Source organism: Sphingomonas sp., from assembly GCF_965200135.1.
Taxonomy (GTDB): Bacteria; Pseudomonadota; Alphaproteobacteria; order Sphingomonadales; family Sphingomonadaceae; genus Sphingomonas.
Map to the genome: position 1 here is coordinate 219,409 of NZ_CBDATK010000006.1, position 18,742 is coordinate 238,150.

Annotated in this window: 11 protein-coding genes; 6 read left to right on the top strand and 5 right to left on the bottom strand. The window is 68.9% G+C overall.

What is annotated here, in order from left to right; translation table 11 throughout:
• Positions 1-81: 81 nt before the first annotated feature.
• From ACOFKS_RS05675 to ACOFKS_RS05695, 5 genes are all read left to right on the top strand, one after another.
• Positions 82-2,430: a TonB-dependent receptor gene (locus ACOFKS_RS05675; RefSeq protein WP_419808272.1), complete on the top strand. Its 2,349-nt coding sequence runs from the start codon at positions 82-84 to the stop codon at positions 2,428-2,430.
• Complete coding sequence (locus tag ACOFKS_RS05680; protein WP_419808273.1) at positions 2,430-3,482, top strand: DUF1611 domain-containing protein; 1,053 nt, start codon at positions 2,430-2,432, stop codon at positions 3,480-3,482. Before ACOFKS_RS05675 ends, ACOFKS_RS05680 begins: the two co-directional genes overlap by 1 nt.
• Complete coding sequence (locus tag ACOFKS_RS05685; protein WP_419808274.1) at positions 3,479-4,612, top strand: hypothetical protein; 1,134 nt, start codon at positions 3,479-3,481, stop codon at positions 4,610-4,612. Before ACOFKS_RS05680 ends, ACOFKS_RS05685 begins: the two co-directional genes overlap by 4 nt.
• A complete protein-coding gene (locus tag ACOFKS_RS05690) occupies positions 4,609-6,183 on the top strand; it encodes a serine hydrolase (protein ID WP_419808275.1) in 1,575 nt (524 codons plus the stop codon). Before ACOFKS_RS05685 ends, ACOFKS_RS05690 begins: the two co-directional genes overlap by 4 nt.
• Before the next feature lie 73 nt (positions 6,184-6,256).
• Complete coding sequence (locus ACOFKS_RS05695) at positions 6,257-7,558, top strand: UDP-glucose dehydrogenase family protein (protein WP_419808276.1); 1,302 nt, start codon at positions 6,257-6,259, stop codon at positions 7,556-7,558.
• Positions 7,559-7,567: 9 nt separating this feature from the next.
• Here ACOFKS_RS05695 and ACOFKS_RS05700 read toward each other — a convergent pair whose 3' ends face one another.
• Together ACOFKS_RS05700 and ACOFKS_RS05705 are read right to left on the bottom strand one after the other, a co-directional pair.
• A complete protein-coding gene (locus ACOFKS_RS05700; protein WP_419808277.1) occupies positions 7,568-8,581 on the bottom strand; it encodes an SDR family NAD(P)-dependent oxidoreductase in 1,014 nt (337 codons plus the stop codon).
• A gap of 87 nt (positions 8,582-8,668) precedes the next feature.
• On the bottom strand, positions 8,669-9,145 hold the full coding sequence (locus ACOFKS_RS05705; protein ID WP_419808278.1) for an Lrp/AsnC family transcriptional regulator: 477 nt from the start codon (positions 9,143-9,145) through the stop codon (positions 8,669-8,671).
• 98 nt (positions 9,146-9,243) lie between these two features.
• On the opposite strand from ACOFKS_RS05705, the gene putA reads away from it, so the two are divergent.
• Positions 9,244-12,849, top strand: a complete 3,606-nt coding sequence (putA, locus tag ACOFKS_RS05710) for a trifunctional transcriptional regulator/proline dehydrogenase/L-glutamate gamma-semialdehyde dehydrogenase (protein WP_419808279.1) — start codon at positions 9,244-9,246, stop codon at positions 12,847-12,849.
• Between the two features lie 343 nt (positions 12,850-13,192).
• On the opposite strand, the gene ACOFKS_RS05715 is transcribed toward putA, so the two are convergent.
• From ACOFKS_RS05715 to ACOFKS_RS05725, 3 genes are all read right to left on the bottom strand, one after another.
• Positions 13,193-16,045 (bottom strand): TonB-dependent receptor domain-containing protein, encoded by a 2,853-nt coding sequence (locus tag ACOFKS_RS05715; RefSeq protein WP_419808280.1) that lies wholly within the window; start codon positions 16,043-16,045, stop codon positions 13,193-13,195.
• Positions 16,046-16,126: 81 nt separating this feature from the next.
• Positions 16,127-17,752, bottom strand: coding sequence for a hypothetical protein (locus tag ACOFKS_RS05720; protein WP_419808281.1), 1,626 nt, complete (start codon positions 17,750-17,752; stop codon positions 16,127-16,129).
• A 196-nt stretch (positions 17,753-17,948) separates the two neighbouring features.
• The gene (locus tag ACOFKS_RS05725; RefSeq protein ID WP_419808282.1) at positions 17,949-18,536 is read right to left on the bottom strand and encodes a hypothetical protein; all 588 of its coding nucleotides are present in this window, start codon (positions 18,534-18,536) and stop codon (positions 17,949-17,951) included.
• Positions 18,537-18,742 lie beyond the last annotated feature (206 nt).

The following is an 18,742-nucleotide window of genomic DNA, read 5'->3' on the forward strand; positions in this document are numbered from 1 at the left end:
GTTTTCCGATTGGGACAACAGTGTTCCGAATAGGCGGGTGTCGACGATGATCGGCTAACAGCCATTAAGGGAGACAAATCGATGCGCACGACCCTCGCCACCCTGCTGGCCTCCACGACGCTGGTGATCGCCGCCCCCGCGCTGGCGCAGACCAACGCCGCGTCGCAGCCCGCGACCGACGTCCAGCCGGGCACCGGCGCAGAGGCGATCACCGGCCAGTCGCAGGACGTCATCGTCACCGCGCAGCGGCGCGAGCAGACGCTGCTGGAGGTGCCGCAGTCGATCTCGGTGGTGAGTGGCGAGGCGCTGGAGCGGCTGCAGGCGAAGAGCTTTCTCGATTATGCGGCGCAGATTCCCGGCCTCAACGTGACGCAGGACAATCCCGGTCAGGCGCGCCTGATACTGCGCGGCATCAACACCGGTTCGGTCGGCTCGACCGTCGCGGTCTATGTCGACGACACGCCGTTCGGACAGAGCGGCAGCCTGGCCAACGGCGCGATCCTGGCGGGTGATTTCGACACGTTCGACGTGGCACGGATCGAGGTGCTGCGCGGGCCGCAGGGCACGCTGTACGGCTCCAACTCGCTCGGCGGCGTGCTGAAATACGTCACCAACGCGCCGTCCACCGAGCGGATCGAGGTGCGCGCGCAGGCGGGCGTCGAGACGGCGAAGCGCGGCGAGACGGGCTACCTCGCCAACGCGCTGTTCAACCTGCCGCTCGGCGACAATCTGGCGTTGCGCGCGAGCGGGTTCTTCCACCGCACGCCGGGCTATCTACAGCGCACCGGGCTGCCGGGCACCAACATCGACCGCGCGGACAGCTATGGCGGCCGCGCCTCGCTGCTGTTCAAGCCGACCGACCGCTTCTCGGTCCGGCTGACCGCGATCATCCAGAACATCGAGGTCGATTCACAGTCGCAGTTCGATGCCGATCCGGCGACGTTGCGCGCGGTCAACGCGATCACCGGCGCATCCACGGGCAAGACGCAGACCCGCTACGAACGCTATCCCGAGTTCCACAACATCGACTATCGCCTGTACAACGGCACGATCGACTGGGACGTCGGCTTCGCGACGCTGACCTCGGTCAGCAGCTATGCGACGCAGAAACAGGACCAGATCACCGACATCAGCACCAACGGCGCGCAGGGGCTGGCGGCGGCGATCTATGGCGCCCAGAGCGCGTCGGGCGTCGGCATCGGCTTCGGCAACAACGCCGGGCTGAAGAAGGTGACGCAGGAAGTCCGGCTGGTGACGCCCAGCTCCACCTTCTTCGACCTGGTGGTGGGCGGATACTACACGCGCGAGACGACCTCGCTCGATCAGGATTACCTGCCCTTCTCGTTCGGGACGCTCGCGTTCATCCCGACCGCCGCCACGTTCGGACCGTTCACCTTCTCGCGCTTCGTCTTCGCCAATATCGACGCGCATTACCGCGAGCTGGCGGGCTATGCGAACGGCACCTTCCACTTCGGCCCGCGCTTCGACCTGACTTTGGGCGGGCGGTATAGCGACAACAAGCAGGACAGCCGCCAGCAGGTGATCCAGCTCGGCATGGGGACGCCGGTCAGCGGCCGGTCGCAGGAGGGCGTGTTCACCTGGTCGGTGGCACCGCGCTTCGAGATCAGCGACCGCGCGGCGGTCTATGCCCGCGTCGCCAAGGGCTATCGCCCCGGCGGCCCCAACTTCATCCCGGCCGGCGCCCCCGCCGGCTTTCCGGCCGAGTTCCGGTCGGACACGCTCATCAGCTACGAGGCGGGATTAAAGGCGGAGACCGCCGACCGCACCTTCGGCATCGACCTGGCGGGCTTCTATGTCGACTGGAAGGACATCCTGATCCTGTCGACCGCCAACTCGTCCGCCGGCCCGGTCGGCGTCAACGCGAACGGCCGCCGCGCGCGCACCTATGGCGGCGAGGCGACCGCGACGATGCGGCCGACGCCGGGCTTCGAGGTGTCGGCGAACATCGCCTATACCCGCGCCAACCTGCGCGACGACACCACCGCCAATGGCGGGCTGAACCTGGCGGGGGGCCTGGCCGGCGACGACCTGCCCTTCGTCCCGCGCTGGTCGGGGAACGTCTCGGCGGACTATCGCTGGGCGGTCGGTGACAGCACCGCGTTCATCGGCGGCGACGTCCACCTGCAGGACGACCAGAAGGCCGGCTTCGACGCCGATTACCGCGCCGCGTTCGGACGCCAGATCACGCTCGACGGCTATGCGACGGTGAACCTGCGCGCGGGCGCCGACATCGGCAACTTCACGATCCAGGTCTATGCGCGCAACCTGTCCGACAGTCAGGGCCTCATCAACGCCGCCGGTTATCCGACCGCGGTGCCGGCCGGGATCGGCGGCAACAACATCCCGCTGCTCCGCGCCACCTCGATCCGCCCCCGCACGCTCGGCGCGACGGTCGGCGTCCGCTTCTAATGGACGCAGCGGTGCTGGTGCGTGCCGACACGGCGGTGGCGTCCACGCAATTGCCGTCGCCCTATCTGCTGTTCATGGGCGACGTGGTCGAGCCGGGGTTCGCCAAGACCGCGCTCGGCCTGCGCGATTGGGCGGGCGAGCGCTGCGTCGGCGAACTGGCACTGCCGGGCGCGCGAGTCAGCACCGGGTTGCCGGCGATGACCCCGGCGGCGGCGGTGGCGGCGGGCGCGCGGGCGATGGTGATCGGCGTCGCCAGCCCCGGCGGGGCGATCCCGGCGAGCTGGCTGCCGGCGCTGCAAGAGGCGCTGGCGGCGGGACTGGACCTGATCTCAGGGATGCATAGTCGGCTGGGCGACATGCCCGGTCTGGCGGCGGCGGCCGAACGGCACGGGCGACGGCTGCACGACGTCCGCACGCCCCCCGCCGACCTGTCGGTCGGATCGGGCCTGAAGCGCGCGGGCAAGCGGCTGCTGACGGTCGGCACCGACTGCGCGCTGGGCAAGAAATACACCGCGCTGGCGCTGGCCCGCGCCTTCGCGGCGCGCGGGGTCGACGCGACCTTTCGCGCCACCGGCCAGACCGGGATCCTGATCGCCGGTGCCGGCGTGCCGATCGACGCGGTGGTGGCCGATTTCGTCGCGGGCGCCGCCGAACGGCTCAGCCCCGCCGCCGCGCCCGATCACTGGGACGTGATCGAGGGGCAGGGTTCGCTCTTCCACCCCTCCTATGCGGCGGTATCGCTGGGGCTGCTCCACGGCAGCCAGCCCGACGTGTTCGTCGTCTGCCACGATCCGACGCGCATCGGGATGCTAGGCGTGGAGGCGACCGCCCTGCCCTCGATCGCCGCGGTGATCGCGCAGACCGTCGCGCTGGGGCGCGTCACCAACCCCGCGATCCGGTGCGTCGGCGTCAGCCTCAACACCGGCGCGCTCGACGCGGCGGCGGCGAGCGCCGCGATCGCGGCGACCGCGGCGGAGACCGGGCTGCCGGTCGCCGATCCGATCCGCGGCGGCACGGCGTTCGACGCGCTGGTCGAAGCCTGCCTGGCGTGAGCGACGCCGCCCCGGACGCGATCCGGCCGAGCCGCTTCCAGCGGCTCGTGCTGCCCGGCCTCGCGTTCAAGGCGGTGGTGATCGGCGGCGGTTATGCCACGGGCCGCGAGATTGCCGAGTTCTTCCTGCCCGCCGGTGCCTGGGGCGGGCTCGCCGCGATGGCGCTGGCGACCGCGATCTGGAGCGCGGTGTGCGTCGCCACCTTCCTGTTCGCGCGGATGGCGGCGGCCCGCGACTATCGCGGTTTCTTCCAGGCGCTGCTCGGGCGCGGCTGGGTGGTGTTCGAGTTCGCCTACATGCTGTTCGTGGTGCTGGTGCTGGCGGTGTTCGGCGCGGCGGCGGGCGAGATCGGCCACGCGACGCTCGGCCTGCCGCGCCTCGCGGGCACCGCCGCGCTGATGGCGTGCATCGCCACGGTCGCCGCGTTCGGCAACCACTCGGTCGAGCGGCTGTTCGCCTGGGTCTCGATCCTGCTCTACGGCGTCTACATCCTGTTCGCGATCTTCGCGCTGAGCGCGTTCGGCGACCGGATCGGCACCGCCTTTGCCGGGCCGGTGACGATGAGCACCGACTGGGCGGGGGGCGGCCTGACCTATGCCGGCTATAACATCGTCGGCGCGGTCATCATCCTGCCGGTGCTGCGCCACCTGACCAGTGACCGCGATGCGGTGGTCGCCGGGCTGGCGGCGGGACCGCTGGCGATGCTGCCGGCGCTGGTCTTCTTCGTCTGCATGACCGGTTTCATGCCCGCCATCGCCGGCGAGGCGCTGCCGTCGGACTATCTGCTCGCGCGGCTCGGCCATCCCTGGTTCCGCTATCTGTTCCAGCTGATGATCTTCGCCGCGCTGCTGGAGAGCGGCACCGGCGCGGTCCATGCGATCAACGAGCGGGTCGCCGGCGCGTGGCACGCGCGCGGGCGGACGCTGACGCCGGTGCAGCGCGGCGCGGGCGCGCTGGTGCTGCTCGCGCTGTGCATGCTGGCCGCCGAGCGCGTCGGCCTGGTCGCGCTGATCGCGGGCGGCTACCGTTTGCTCGCCTGGGTCGTGCTCGCCGTCTATGTCGTGCCGCTGATGACGCTGGGCGTCTGGCGGCTCCTCCATCGTCCCTCTCGCCCCCCGGAGCCCGCATGAAGAAGCTCGCCCTCCTCGCCCTATCGCTCCTCGCGACTCCCGCGCTGGCCGACCCGCCGACCGGCTTCGATGCGCGCGTCGAGGCGCTGCGCCGGCAGGCGGGCGTTCCCGGCCTCGCGATCTCGATCGTCGAGAACGGCAAGGTGGTGCTCGCGAAGGGCTATGGCGTGCGCCGGCTCGGCGGCAGTGCGCGGGTCGATGCCGACACGCTGTTCATGAACGGCTCGACCGGCAAGGCGATGACGGTGGCGGCGCTCGCGACGCTGGTCGACGCGGGCAAGCTCGGCTGGGACGACAAGGTGATCGACCACCTGCCCGGCTTTCAGATGTACGATCCGTGGGTCACGCGCGAGATGACGATCCGCGACCTGCTGGTCCATCGCAGCGGGCTCGGGCTCGGCGCGGGCGACCTGCTGTTCGTGCCGCGCAGCAACATCAGCCGCGCCGAGCTGGTCCGCCGGCTGCGCTTCATCAAGCCGGCGACCAGCTTCCGCTCGGGCTACGCCTACGACAACATCCTCTATTCGGTCGCGGGCGCGGTGATCGAGGCGGTGAGCGGCCAGCGCTACGAAGACTATATGCGCGATCACGTCTTCCGCCCGGCGGGGATGCGGACCGCGACCGGCGATCAGACGGTGAAGCTGTCGACCGCCGACCGCGCCACGCCGCACGCCCGCGTCGGCGGCACGGTGCGCGGGCTGGCCGAGCAACGGGTGCTCGACGAGCGCGACCAGCTGGGTCAGGCGTCGGCGCCGGCCGGGCTGCTGTCGGTCAGTGCCAACGACCTCGCGCGCTGGCTGCAGATCCAGCTCGGCCACGGCGCGATCCCCGGCGGCGGGCGGCTGTTCAGCGAGGCGGCGTCGACGCAGATGTGGACGCCGGTGACGATCGAGCCGGTCGCGCCCGCCCCGCCCGAGCTGACCGGCGTCGCGCCGACCTATCAGAACTATGCGCTCGGCTGGGAGGTGCGCGACTATCGCGGCGCAAAGGTGGTTTGGCACGCGGGCGGCGTGTTCGGCTTCACCACCGTCGTGGTGATGATCCCGGAGAAGAACACCGGCTTCGCGATCACCATCAACGCGGAGGACTCGGTTATCCGGCTGGGGCTGATGTACGAGCTGCTCGACCATTATCTGGGCCTGCCGGCGCAGGACTGGCCCTCGCGCTACCAGGCGTACGTCAAGCGGCGGCTGGAAGGGGCCGCGGCGGCGGTGACGCAGCAGGCGGCGGCACCCGTCAGGGTCGGGCCGTCGCTGGCGCCGGCGCGCTATGCCGGCAGCTATGAGGATGCGTGGTACGGCAAGGTCACGATCGGGCAGGACGCGCGCGGGCTGACGGTGAACTTCACCGGCACGCCGGGCATGACCGGGCGGCTGGAGCATTACCAGTACGACACCTTCGTCGCGCGCTTCGACGATCCGGGGATCGAGCCGGCCTATGTCACCTTCACGCTCGACGCCGACGGCAAGGTGACGCAGGCGACGCTGAAGGCGGTGTCGCCCACCGCCGACTTCTCGTTCGACTATCAGGACCTGCTGCTCCGCCCCGTCGCGCCGCCGCCTGCGGGGTAGTGTTTTAACGGGAATGGCGGTAGCGGCGCTCGCGCCGGCCGAGTGGGCTGTGCGCGCGTGAAGGGGTTGTCAGTTGAAGATCGCGATGATCGGCTCGGGCTATGTCGGCCTGGTCTCCGGCGCCTGTTTCGCCGATTTCGGGCATGACGTGGTCTGCGTCGACAAGGATGCGGGCAAGATCGAGCGGCTGCTCGCGGGCGTCATGCCGATCTACGAGCCGGGGCTGGACGATCTGGTCGCGCGCAACGTCGCGGGCAAACGGCTGCGCTTCACCACCGACCTGGGTGAGGGCGTGAGGGGGGCCGACGCGATCTTCATCGCGGTCGGCACGCCGTCGCGGCGTGGCGACGGCCATGCTGACCTCTCCTATGTCTACGCCGCCGCCAAGGAGATCGGCGAGGCGCTCGACGGCTATGCGGTGGTGGTGACCAAATCGACGGTGCCGGTCGGCACCGGCGACGAGGTCGAGCGCATCCTCAAGGAGGCGAACCCGACGGCCGAGTTCGGCGTCGTCTCCAACCCCGAATTCCTGCGCGAGGGGGCCGCGATCGACGACTTCAAGCGGCCCGACCGGATCGTCATCGGGTCCGAAGACCCGCGCGCGACGGCGGTGATGCAACAGGTCTATCGCCCGCTCTACCTCAACAACGCGCCGATCCTGGTCACCGGCCGCCGCACCGCCGAGCTTATCAAATACGCCGGCAACGCCTTCCTCGCGACCAAGATCACCTTCATCAACGAGATCGCGGACCTGTGCGAAAAGGTCGGCGCGGACGTGAAGGACGTGTCGCGCGGCATCGGCCTGGACAACCGGATCGGGTCGAAGTTCCTCCACGCCGGGCCGGGCTATGGCGGCTCGTGCTTCCCCAAGGACACGCTGGCGCTGTTGAAGACCAGCCAGGACCACGAGGCGCCGCAGCGGATCGTCGAGGCGGTGGTCGCGGTCAACGACACCCGCAAGCGCGCGATGGGGCGCAAGGTGATCGCGGCGATGGGCGGCGAGGTCCGCGACCGGACCATCGCGGTGCTGGGCCTGACCTTCAAGCCCAACACCGACGACATGCGCGACAGCCCCGCCATCTCGGTGATCCAGACGCTGCAGGACGCGGGCGCGCTGATCCGCGCCTATGACCCGGAGGGGATGGAGCAGGCGAAGCCGCTGCTCGCCGGGGTCGAGTTCGTGGGCGACGCGTGGGCGGCGATCGAGGGCGCCGACGCGCTGGTGATCGTGACCGAGTGGGACGCGTTTCGCGGCCTCGACCTCGCGCGCGTCAAGGCGTCGCTCAAGACGCCGGTGCTGGTCGATCTCCGCAACATCTACGATCCCGCCCAGGTTCGCGCGGCGGGCTTCACCTATGCGAGCATCGGCCGCTGATCGCGGCGGTCAGACGTCGTAATATCCGCGATACCATTCGACGAACCGCCGGGTTCCCTCGCGCACGTCGGTCTGCGGCGCATAGCCGGTGAGGCTGCGTAGCAGCGACGCGTCGGCCCAGGTCGCGGGTACGTCACCGGGCTGCATGGCCATATAGTTGCGCGTCGCCGGCCGCCCCACCGCCGCCTCGATCGCCGCGATGAAGTCCTCCAGCCGCACCTTGTCCGAGTTGCCGATGTTGACGATGCGGAACGGCGCCACCGGCGACAGGCTGTCGCCCGGCGCGATCGCGGCGCGGCCGGCGGGACGGACGGGCACAGCGTCGATCAGCAGGCGGATACCGCGCACCAGATCCTCGACATAGGTGAAGTCGCGCCACATCTCGCCATGGTTATAGACGTCGATCGGCTCGCCCGCGACGATCGCGCGGGTGAACTTGAACGGCGCCATGTCGGGCCGCCCCCACGGCCCATACACGGTGAAGAACCGGAACATCGTCGTCGGCAGGTCGTGGAGATGGGCATAGGCATGCCCCATCGCCTCGTTCGCCTTCTTGGTCGCGGCATAGATGGTGAGCGGCAGGTCGGCCTTGTCCGTTTCCGCGAACGGCATGTCCTCGTTCGCGCCGTAGACCGACGAAGTGGACGCCATCAGCAGGTGATCGACCCCCAGCGTCCGCGCCGCCTCCATGACGTTGAACGTGCCGGTCAGGTTGGTGTCGATATAGGCGCGCGGGTTTTCCAGGCTGTAGCGCACCCCCGCCTGCGCCGCGAGATGGACGATCACGTCCGGCCGCTCGCGCTCGGCCAGCGCCATCAGCCGATCCGCGTCGCCGACGTCGAACTCCTCGGCGGTGAACCCGTCGTGCGCCAGCAGCCGGGCGTGGCGATCCTGCTTCAGCCGCACGTCGTAATAGTCGGTCATCGCGTCGATCCCGACGACGCGGAAGCCCTCGGCGAGCAGCAACCCGCTGAGGTGAAAACCGATGAACCCGGCCGAGCCGGTGACCAGAACGGTACGCATGGTGCTCGCCTTGCCCGCCGCCGACTTAGGACGGCGTAAACACCGGGGTACCGCTAGCACCGGACCGGCGCGCGAGCGAGCGCCGCCTCACGCGGAGGCGCCGCCGTCCTTGACGGTCTCCATCGCGACGAAGGTCGACGTGCTCGCGACGTGCGGCAGCGCGGAGATCCGTTCGCCCAGGACGAACCGATAGCGGCGGACGTCGGCGGTACGGACCTTGAGCAGGTAATCGAACCCGCCGGCGATCATGTGGCATTCCTCCACCTCGGGCACATCGCGCACGGCGGCGTTGAACTCCGCCAGCGCCGCCTCGCGCGTGTCAGACAGTTTGACCTCGGCAAAGGCGACATGATCGAGGCCGAGCTTGGTCGCATCGATCACCGCGCGAAATCTGACGATAACGCCGCTGTCGACCAGTCGCCGCAGCCGGACCTGACACGGCGTCTTCGACAGTCCCACGCGCGCCGCGAGATCGGTGACGGTGATCCGGCCATCGCTCGCCAGAACGGCCAGCATCCGCCGGTCGAAGGAGTCCAGTTCGACGGGACCAGGGGCAGCGATCATACATTTCACCTACGGAGGCGCGAAAACTAAGTCCAGTCGGCTACTCGGACGCCGCTGATAAGGCAGATCGGCGGCGCCGGTCGGCCTATATCCGGGCCATGCACGATCAGCCTCCCTTCGCCGCCTTCGCCCCGCCGGTCCGACAGCCTTCACCGCTACGGCGGGCGATCACCGCCGCCTATCGCCGCGACGAGGCGGCGTGCCTCGCGCCGCTGCTGGACGAGGCGACGCTGGACCCGGCAACCGCCGCCACCGTGCGCGCGACCGCCGCGACGCTGGTGACCGCGCTTCGGTCGAATCACAAGGGCAGCGGGGTGGAGGGGCTGGTACGCGAATACTCGCTGTCGACCGATGAGGGCATCGCGCTGATGTGCCTTGCGGAGGCGCTGTTGCGGATTCCCGACGACGCGACGCGCGATGCGCTGATCCGCGACAAGGTGTCGGACGGCGACTGGTCGGCACATCTGGGTGGCGACAAGCCGCTGTTCGTCAACGCCGCGACCTGGGGGCTGGTGGTCACCGGCAAGCTGGTCCGCAGCGCCGACGATCGCGGCCTCGGCGCCGCGCTGACCCGGCTGGTCGCGCGCGCGGGCGAGCCGGTGATCCGGCGCGGCGTCGATCTGGCGATGCGGATGATGGGCGAACAGTTCGTCACGGGCGAGACGATCGCCGAGGCGCTGAAGCGCGCGCGCAAGCTGGAGGCGGAGGGTTTCCGCTACAGCTACGACATGCTCGGCGAGGCGGCGACGACGATGGCCGACGCCGAGCGCTATTACCGCGACTACGAGCGCGCGATCCACGCGATCGGCAAGGCGTCGGCGGGGCGCGGCGTCTATGACGGCCCCGGCATCTCGATCAAGCTGTCGGCGCTCCACCCGCGCTATTCCCGCGCCCAGACCGAGCGCGTGATGAACGAGCTGCTGCCGCGCGTCACGGCGCTGGCGCAGCTCGCCAGGGGATATGCGATCGGCTTCAACATCGACGCGGAGGAAGCCGACCGGCTGGAACCGTCGCTCGACCTGTTCGAGAGTCTGGCGCTAGACCCCGATCTGATCGGCTGGAACGGGCTCGGCTTCGTCGTGCAGGGCTATGGCAAGCGCTGTCCGCCCGTGATCGACTGGATCGTCGACCTCGCCCGCCGGTCCGCGCGGCGGATCATGGTGCGGCTGGTCAAGGGCGCCTATTGGGACGCGGAGATCAAGCGCGCGCAGGTCGACGGCGTGCCCGACTTCCCGGTCTATACCCGCAAGGTCCACACCGACGTCGCCTATATCGCCTGCGCCCGCCGGCTGCTCGCCGCGCCCGACGCGGTGTTCCCGCAGTTCGCGACGCACAACGCGCAGACGCTGGCGACGATCTACCATCTCGCCGGTCCCGATGCCGCCGCCGACCGCTACGAATTCCAGTGCCTGCACGGAATGGGCGAGCCGCTGTACGCGCAGGTCGTCGGCAAGGGAAAGATGGACCGGCCATGCCGCATCTATGCGCCGGTCGGCACGCACGAGACGCTGCTTGCCTACCTCGTGCGGCGGCTGCTGGAGAACGGCGCCAATTCGTCCTTCGTCAACCGCATCGCCGATCCCGTGATCCAGATCGACGACCTGGTCGCCGATCCGGTCGCGACCGTGCGTGCGATGCCACATCCCGGCGCGCGGCACGACGCCATCGCGCTGCCCGCCGACCTCTATCCCGATCGCCGCAACTCGGCCGGCCTGGACCTGACCGACGAGACATTGCTGACCGCGCTCGGCGACGCGCTGCGTGAGAGCGCGGCGGGCGAGGCGCGCGCTGCCCCGGCCGACGACGGTGGAACCGCGCGTCCGGTGCTGAATCCGGCAAACCATCGCGACGTGGTCGGCGCGGTCGTCGAGGCGACGCCTGCGCTCGCCACCGCAGCGGTGGCGCGCGCCGCGCGCTCCACCTGGAGCGAGGTGCCCGTGGCGGAACGCGCGGCGCGGCTGGAACACGCCGCCGACGCGATGCAGGCGCGGATGCCGATGCTGATCGGGCTGGCGGTGCGCGAGGCGGGCAAATCGGTGCCCAACGCGATCGCGGAGGTGCGCGAGGCGATCGACTTCCTGCGCTACTATGCCGCGCAGGCAAGCGCGACGTTCGGCCCCGACCAGACGCCGCTCGGACCGGTAGTGTGCATCAGCCCCTGGAACTTCCCGCTCGCCATCTTCACCGGCCAGATCGCCGCCGCGCTCGCCGCCGGCAACCCGGTGCTCGCCAAGCCGGCCGAGGAGACCCCGCTGATCGCCGCCGAGGCGGTCCGGCTGCTGCACGAAGCGGGCGTCCCCGCCGACGCGCTCCAGCTCGTGCCGGGCGACGGCGCGATCGGGGGCGCGCTGGTCGCCGCACCGGCGACGGCAGGCGTCATCTTCACCGGTTCCACCGAAGTCGCCCGCCTCATCCAGCGCCAGCTGTCGACCCGCCTGTCGCCGGCGGGCCTGCCGATCCCGCTGGTCGCCGAGACCGGGGGGCAGAACGCGATGATCGTCGACTCCTCCGCGCTCGCCGAACAGGTCGTCGCCGATGTCCTCGCCTCCGCGTTCGACAGCGCCGGCCAGCGCTGCTCCGCGCTCCGCATCCTGTGCCTGCAGGAAGAGATCGCCGACCGCACGCTGACGATGCTGAAGGGCGCGCTCGCGGAACTGAGCATCGGCCGCACCGACGCGCTCAAGGTCGACATCGGCCCGGTCATCTCGGCGGAGGCGCAGGCGACGATCGAGCGCCACGTCGCCGCGATGCGCGCCGCCGGGGCGACGGTCGACCGGCTGCCGCTGCCCGCCGAGGCCGCGCACGGCACCTTCGTCGCCCCCACGATCATCGAGATCGACGCGATCGGCGACGTCGAGCGCGAGGTGTTCGGCCCGGTGCTGCACGTTCTGCGCTATCGCCGCGAAGCGCTGGAGGACCTGATCGACGCGATCAACGCGACCGGCTACGGCCTGACCTTCGGCCTCCACACCCGTCTCGACGCGACGGTCGCGCATGTCACCGCGCGGATCAAGGCGGGCAACCTCTACGTCAACCGCAACGTCATCGGCGCGATCGTCGGCGTGCAGCCGTTCGGCGGGCGCGGGCTGTCGGGCACCGGCCCCAAGGCGGGCGGGCCGCTGTATCTCCGCCGGCTGATGGATGCGCCGCCGATCGCCGGTGCCGCGACCGGCCCGCGTCCGGCCGTGCTGCACGAGTTCGCCGCCTGGCTCGACGACGCCGACGAACCCGCGAGCGCCGCCGTCGCGCGACGCTATGGCGATGCCTCCGCGCTCGGCATCGACGTCGACCTGCCCGGCCCGGTCGGCGAGCGCAACCGCTATGCGCTGCACCCGCGTGGCCGCATCCTGATGGTCCCGGCGACCCGCGCGGGGCTGTTCGAGCAGATGGCGGCGGTACTTGCCACCGGCAATCGCGGCGAGGTCGAGGGCATGGCACTCCCGACCACCCTGCCCGCCGCCGTCGCGGCGATGTTCGCACCCTCGGCCGACCACTGCGTTACCGCGCTGGTGGAGGGCGACGCGGCACGCAGGTCGGCGGTTCTGGAGAGGGTGGCGGCCCTGCCGGGTCCGATCGTCGCGGTCCACGTCGCCCGTGACGACCAGTGGCTCGCCTATCAGCCGGACTGGCTGCTGGAGGAAGTGTCGACCTCGATCAATACGACGGCGGCGGGCGGCAATGCCAGCCTGATGATGATCGACTGAAGCCCGGTCGCGCAACGGCGCCGACAGCAACCAACCGGTACCCGCAGTCGATCGCCCGAAACCACCGGCACGAATGTGCGGAATCGAAGCGGACCGTGATCGCGAGATCGACGTTGCCTAAGGGCATCGTTCGTTAGCGACCGAGTCCGCGATCCCGCCGTTCAGCCGCCTTGATCGCACCACCTGTAAGGAACGGCGCTCCGCCGCCCAGGCGGCGTGCCAGATCATCGCGAGCCAAGCCCCTGCCCTCAAGCCTGACCACAATCGTGTGGAGCCCAGCCCGCGTAAGACTGACAGCACCTTTCCCGCCAATGCAGCCGCAGCCTGGGCCGGCATCGCTACGTCAGAAATTGAGTCCGAGCCCGATCGAGGCGCTCGTGCCCACGTCGTAGCGGTTATAGTAGATGCGATTGCTGCCGGCCTGCTGGAACTCCTGATAGCGGGTGCCGGTGATGTTGCGGACCTCGAACTTCAACTCGGTGTCGATCCCCATGAAGGTGACGCCCTCGCGTGCGACGAAGTCGAGCCGCAGGCCCGGCCGCTCGGTGATGTCGGGCTGCGTGCCGGCGCCGCGATTGGTGACGCGATCGCTCGCATAAGTGAGCAACAGCGTCTGCTGCGACAGGCGGGTACGATCCTCCAGCCCGAGCTGGAAGTTCACCAGATGGTCCGACTGACCGGTGAGCGGCACGTCGTTGCGGAAGAAGTCGAGCGCGCGGGTCGAGGAAAAGGCGAACACCGCCGTCGTGTCGTCGGCACGAACCTTCAGCCTCGACCGGGTATAGGTATAGTTCGCGACCGTGACCAAGCGCCGCGTCGAGAACATCTCCGAATTGAACAGCCCGTCGAGATTGAAATATTTGGTCAGCTCGAATTCGCCGCCGTACAGGTTCGCGCGCGGCGCGTTCGCGAAGCTGCTGACCACGCTGTTGTCGTCGAAGCTCGCGAAGGTCTCGATCGGATTGTCGATCCGCTTGAAGAAGCCGGCCACCGACACGCGCTGTTCGGGCGCGAAATACCACTCGTATCGGCCCTCGACGTTATACAGCTGGCTGTCGACGAGCAGCGGGTTACCGCGAAAATTGCGGTTCGTTTCCGGATCGTAGAAGGTCTGGAAGATCAACTCGCGAAACTGCGGTCGCGCGATCGTCTTGGATGCGTTCAACCGGACCTGCATGCGATCGGCGATCGCATAGGTCAGCGTCGCCGCTGGCAGGAAATAATCGCGATTCAGATTCGTCGGCGTCACGGCGCCCGAGGTCGGCGTGGTGAACACCTGCACCGCGTTCACGGTCTCCTTCGCCGTTTCGTAGCGGACGCCCGCGTCGAGCGTCAGATCCGTCAGGAACTGCGCGGTGATCTTGGCATAGGCCGCATGATTGGTCAGCCTGGCAAGGAACACCGGGTTGGGCTCGTTGTCGGTAAGCGTGATCGTGTACCGCTGGCTCGGCGACAGCTGCGGACCCGCGATGATGACGGGCTGCGACAATAGGATGTCGGGGCGCAGCACCGAGAGGCCCTGCGGCAGGTTCGACGACCGGAAGATGAACGCCCGCCGTTCGTTGCGACGCTCCGTGTCGCTATAGGCATAGCCGATGGTGGCGGTGATGTCCGACGTCAGACGATAGGACAGGTCCGCGCCGCCCGACCACAGGTCCTCGTCCAGGAACGAATAGCTGACGTCGGCCAGACCGGTCTGACCGTTGGTCAACGTGTTGATGAAGGTCGCGCCATAAGGGTCGCAGCCCGCCGTCGCGACGGTGCCGCAGGGCGTCTGGTTGCTGCGATAATATTGATAGCTGAACTCGTCTGGCGCATTGCGCTTGGTGTTTGCGTAACCGCCGCGCAGGTCCAGGCTGAGCGCCGGGGCAAGCTTGAACTCGCCGACCAGTTGCAGGTCATATAGCTGGCGCGCGTACCAGGCGGTGTCCTGTTGCAGCAGCGTCGCGTTCGGGTTGCCGTTCGCCTGCGTTCCCGTGCCCAGCCGCGCCTGCTTCAACGTATCGCGGATATAGACGTTGGTCAGCCGCACCTTGTTGTCGCCGAACGTCGCGTTGAGGCCGATCAGGCCGTTCACGACGACACGATTGTCGGTGATGACGCGCTGGAAATCCAGATCTCGCGAAGACAGGTCTGCGGTGTTGGCGGTCTGTTGCGTCGTGTCTCGCGTACGCCACTTGCTGCTGTAGCCGGCGGTGGCGATCACGCCGAACGTCGCGCCCAGGGCATCGAAGGAGGTGCCGCCGGTGACCAGCCCGGACGCATTGGCCGGAATGTCGCCGTTACGCTGCACGACCGAGTTGCGCCCCGTGACCAGTTGCGCGGCGATCGCCGAATTGTCGGCGGTGCTCAGCTGGCCGATGGTGTTGCCGCTGGCGAGGAACGACCGCAGCGCCGGCTTCAGGTCGCGGCCGCCGTTGCCGAAGCCGGTCCAGTCGGTCCTGGTGCCGTAATAGGTATAGCCGAGCTGTCCCGTCGTCTCGGAATCGATGCCGCCGCTTACGCCCAGGCTCAGGAACGGCTCCGCCGGGGCGGTCTTGGTCGTTAGATTGATGACGCCGCCGCCGAACTCGCCCGGATAATTGACCGAATAGCTCTTCTGAACCAGCGACGACGAGACGATGTTGGTCGGGAAGATGTCGAGCGGCACGACGCGGCGAAGCGGCTCGGGGCTGGGCAGCGGCGAACCGTTGAGCAGCGCCAGCGAATAGCGATCGCCGAGGCCACGAACGTAGACGAAGCCGTTGCCGACGACGCTGAGGCCGGTGACGCGGCCGAGCGCCCCGGCGATGTCGCCCTCCCCGGTCCGCGCGATGTCGGCGCTGGACAATACCGTCAGCACCTGCGCGCCGGTACGCACGACGTTGCGATCGCGCTGGCCGGTCACGACGACCTCGGCACCGGCGCCGCCGGGAACCGAGACGTCCACCTGCTCCTGCGTCGCCTCCTGCGGCGCGGCGGACTCGCTCACGGTCCCGCCGGTCTGCGGCGCGGCGCCGGCCGGCGTGCCCGCGTCGGTGGGGGCCGCCTGGCCGGTCGCCTGGCCGGTGCTGGCGCCGCCGCCGGCGCTGCCGGCTGCGCCGCCGGTGCCGGCACCCGAAGGCGGCGAGGAGCCCGTCTGGGCAAGCGCCGCTGCGGGCGTGACCAACGCGGACGTGAATAGCAATAGACTGGCGAACGGCCGCGAGTTGGACATCTCAAACCCCCAAAGTGACGAGTGGAAAAGGGGCGAGCGTGCTCCGATCGCACCTCGCCCCCTTTATTCAGCGCCGTCGCATCAGAAGGTCGGAATGGTCGTGCACAGGCTGTTGCTCGCGCCGAGCGCGGCGGTCGCGCTGTTGCACGTCCAGCCCTGATACCAGGTGTCGTTCGCGTCCCGCACGGCGCCGATATAGGTCGTGGCGTCGAAGAAGCCGGCCGGCGTCAACGTGATGCCGTTGAACGTCTGGCCGTTGAACGTCGAAGCGTTGAACGCCGGCACCGCCGTCTCGTTGGCACCGTTGACGAACAGGCTGGTCAGCGTCGGCGTGTAGTTCGCATTGGTGTTGGTGCCGGCCGCGAAGATCGCCTGGACCTGCGCGTCGGTCACGCCGTTGGCGCCCGAGAACGGCGACGCGCCGCAGCCCGAGAATACCACCGAGCGGAACACCGGCGAGCCGAACTCGTCGATCGCGGTGTTCTGCGTCGTCGAGGCCGTCTGCGCCCGGCTGATCCGCAGGCAGGGATTGGTGACCGAGTTGACCAGGATGCCGTTGGCCGCGGTGTAGTCCGTACCGCCGCGCAGCAGGATCGACGCGACGTCGGCATTGCCGGCGACCCGGTCGATGAAGGTGAAGTTGGACAGGAACACGTTCTGGCGCGGATTGTCGCCGTCGACCGCGTTGTCCGAGTCGGCCTCGATCATCGAGTCGGCGATCGCCGGGGTCGCGTTGAGGCGCTGGGCGACGATCACATACTGGAAGTTGCCCTTCAGGCCCGTATCCGTATCGAGGTTGTCGTCCTCGGCCCCGATCGAGACGTAGTACTTCATGTTGACGCGGCCGCCGAAGAACTCGGCGCCATCGTCCGAGCTGTTGAACGACATGATGTGGTCGAGCACCGTGGCGCTGCCCACGCCTTGCGTCGTCAGCGACTGCAGCTCGCTGTTCGCCGAGAGGACATAGCCGGAGTAGCGGATCTGCACGAAGCTCATGCGGCCGCTATTGTCGTTCGCCGTGGCGCCGCCGTAGAGCGCCGGATCGACCGCGCCCTCGGTCTGCCGCTCGCACGCGACCGTGCCGGGCGCCGCGGCGGGTGCCGCGCAGTCGGTGATCGGCGCGCGACCCGACAGGACGACGCCGCCCCACTGGCCGGACGAGGAGTCGGTGGTCGTGCCCTCGACGTTGGCCCGGCTGGTGAAGATGATCGGCTGAGTGGCCGAACCGACGGCCTGAATCTGGTTGCCACGATTGATGTTGATGAACGAAGGCCCGGCGTCGGCGAAGACGATCACGCCCGGCTGGATGGTCAGCGTCACGTCGGCGGCATCGGTCGCCTCTTCGGTCGGACCTTGATCGGTGCCGACGTCGACGCGGCCGGACATGTTGTACAGGACGCCGGTCGTCCGCGGCAGGATGCTGCTTGCGTTGAGACGCGCGGGAAGCGCGCAGACGCGGTAGGTGCCGGTCGGGCCGGTGATGGTGCCGCGATCACGCAGGCCCTGCGGGTCGGTGATGACCGGGCACGCCGACGCCGGCATCACCAGCGTAGCGGTCGGGGTGGGCGTGGCGGTCGGCGCGGGGGTCGGGGCCGGATTGTTGATGACGACCGTGCCGGCACCCGGCGACGCCACGTCGTCGGCGCCGCAGGCGCTCAGGACCAACGTCGACACGCCGACGAGCATGATGTTCTTAACCGTCTTCATGGCTTACCCCTGTTGTATAAATGCTCGGCAGCAACCCGAGGGATCGGTGGCAACGCGAACGCCGCTGCCGTCGTGAAAGACGCCTTAACTCGGTTTCGTGATAGTTCCGTGACAATGTCGGCGGGTGATGTGGACAGTTCGACGTTGAAAGATACTTAAGGCGTGCTGAAACGTGGCCAGGCGATGTTAGGTCATATTATGCGGCCACGCAGCCAAGACCTCGCGCAACTGTGTTGTTACGGCAGCGCCGTGGCCGGATATCGGTCCCCCAGATACGCCACACGCCGCCATCCCGTGTCGGCCGCTTGAGCATCAAAACGCCCGCCAGATCGGAAACCTTGCCCTTGGGCGACCGGACGTGAGCGCTCGACTCGACCAGGACGAATCGCGTGTCGCCGCTGTCACGGGTCGTGGTCGGCTCTCCGGCCCGACCCTCGAACCGGCCCTGCGCCTTGGCGGCGGCGGCGAATGCCTGCCCGCCCAGCGCGACCGTGGTCGAGTCGTCGCTCCATAGCGCCAGCGCTGCCGCATAATCGTCGACGCGGAGCAGGTCGAAGTAACGCTGGGCGACCTGTTTCGCGGCCAGCATGTCGGCGGTCGGCGCCGCGGCAGTGGGCGACGGCGCGACGGCTGCGCCTCGATTCGAATCACGAGGTTGTTCGGAACAGGCGGCCAGGAGACTCACGAGGACAAGAACGGCTGAACGAAACATGACGGCCAGATGGGCTTCGTCCGCGACTTTCGCGTGACGGTTGCATGACGATTGAGTGACAGCGTCCGTCAACCGCGCGGATCGGGATCCGACTGACACCGTTTCACGTCGGCTCTCCGCTCAGTCGGTCAACGATCGCACTGAGTCACGCTCCGACCAAGGAACCACCGGCGCCATCGCGCAGGACCTCAGAAGAAGCGGCGAGCGGCGTTGACCCCGCCTCTCCCTGTTAGCGATCGGCGGCACATGCTTCGATGGACAAAGGGAGCGGCCGGCGG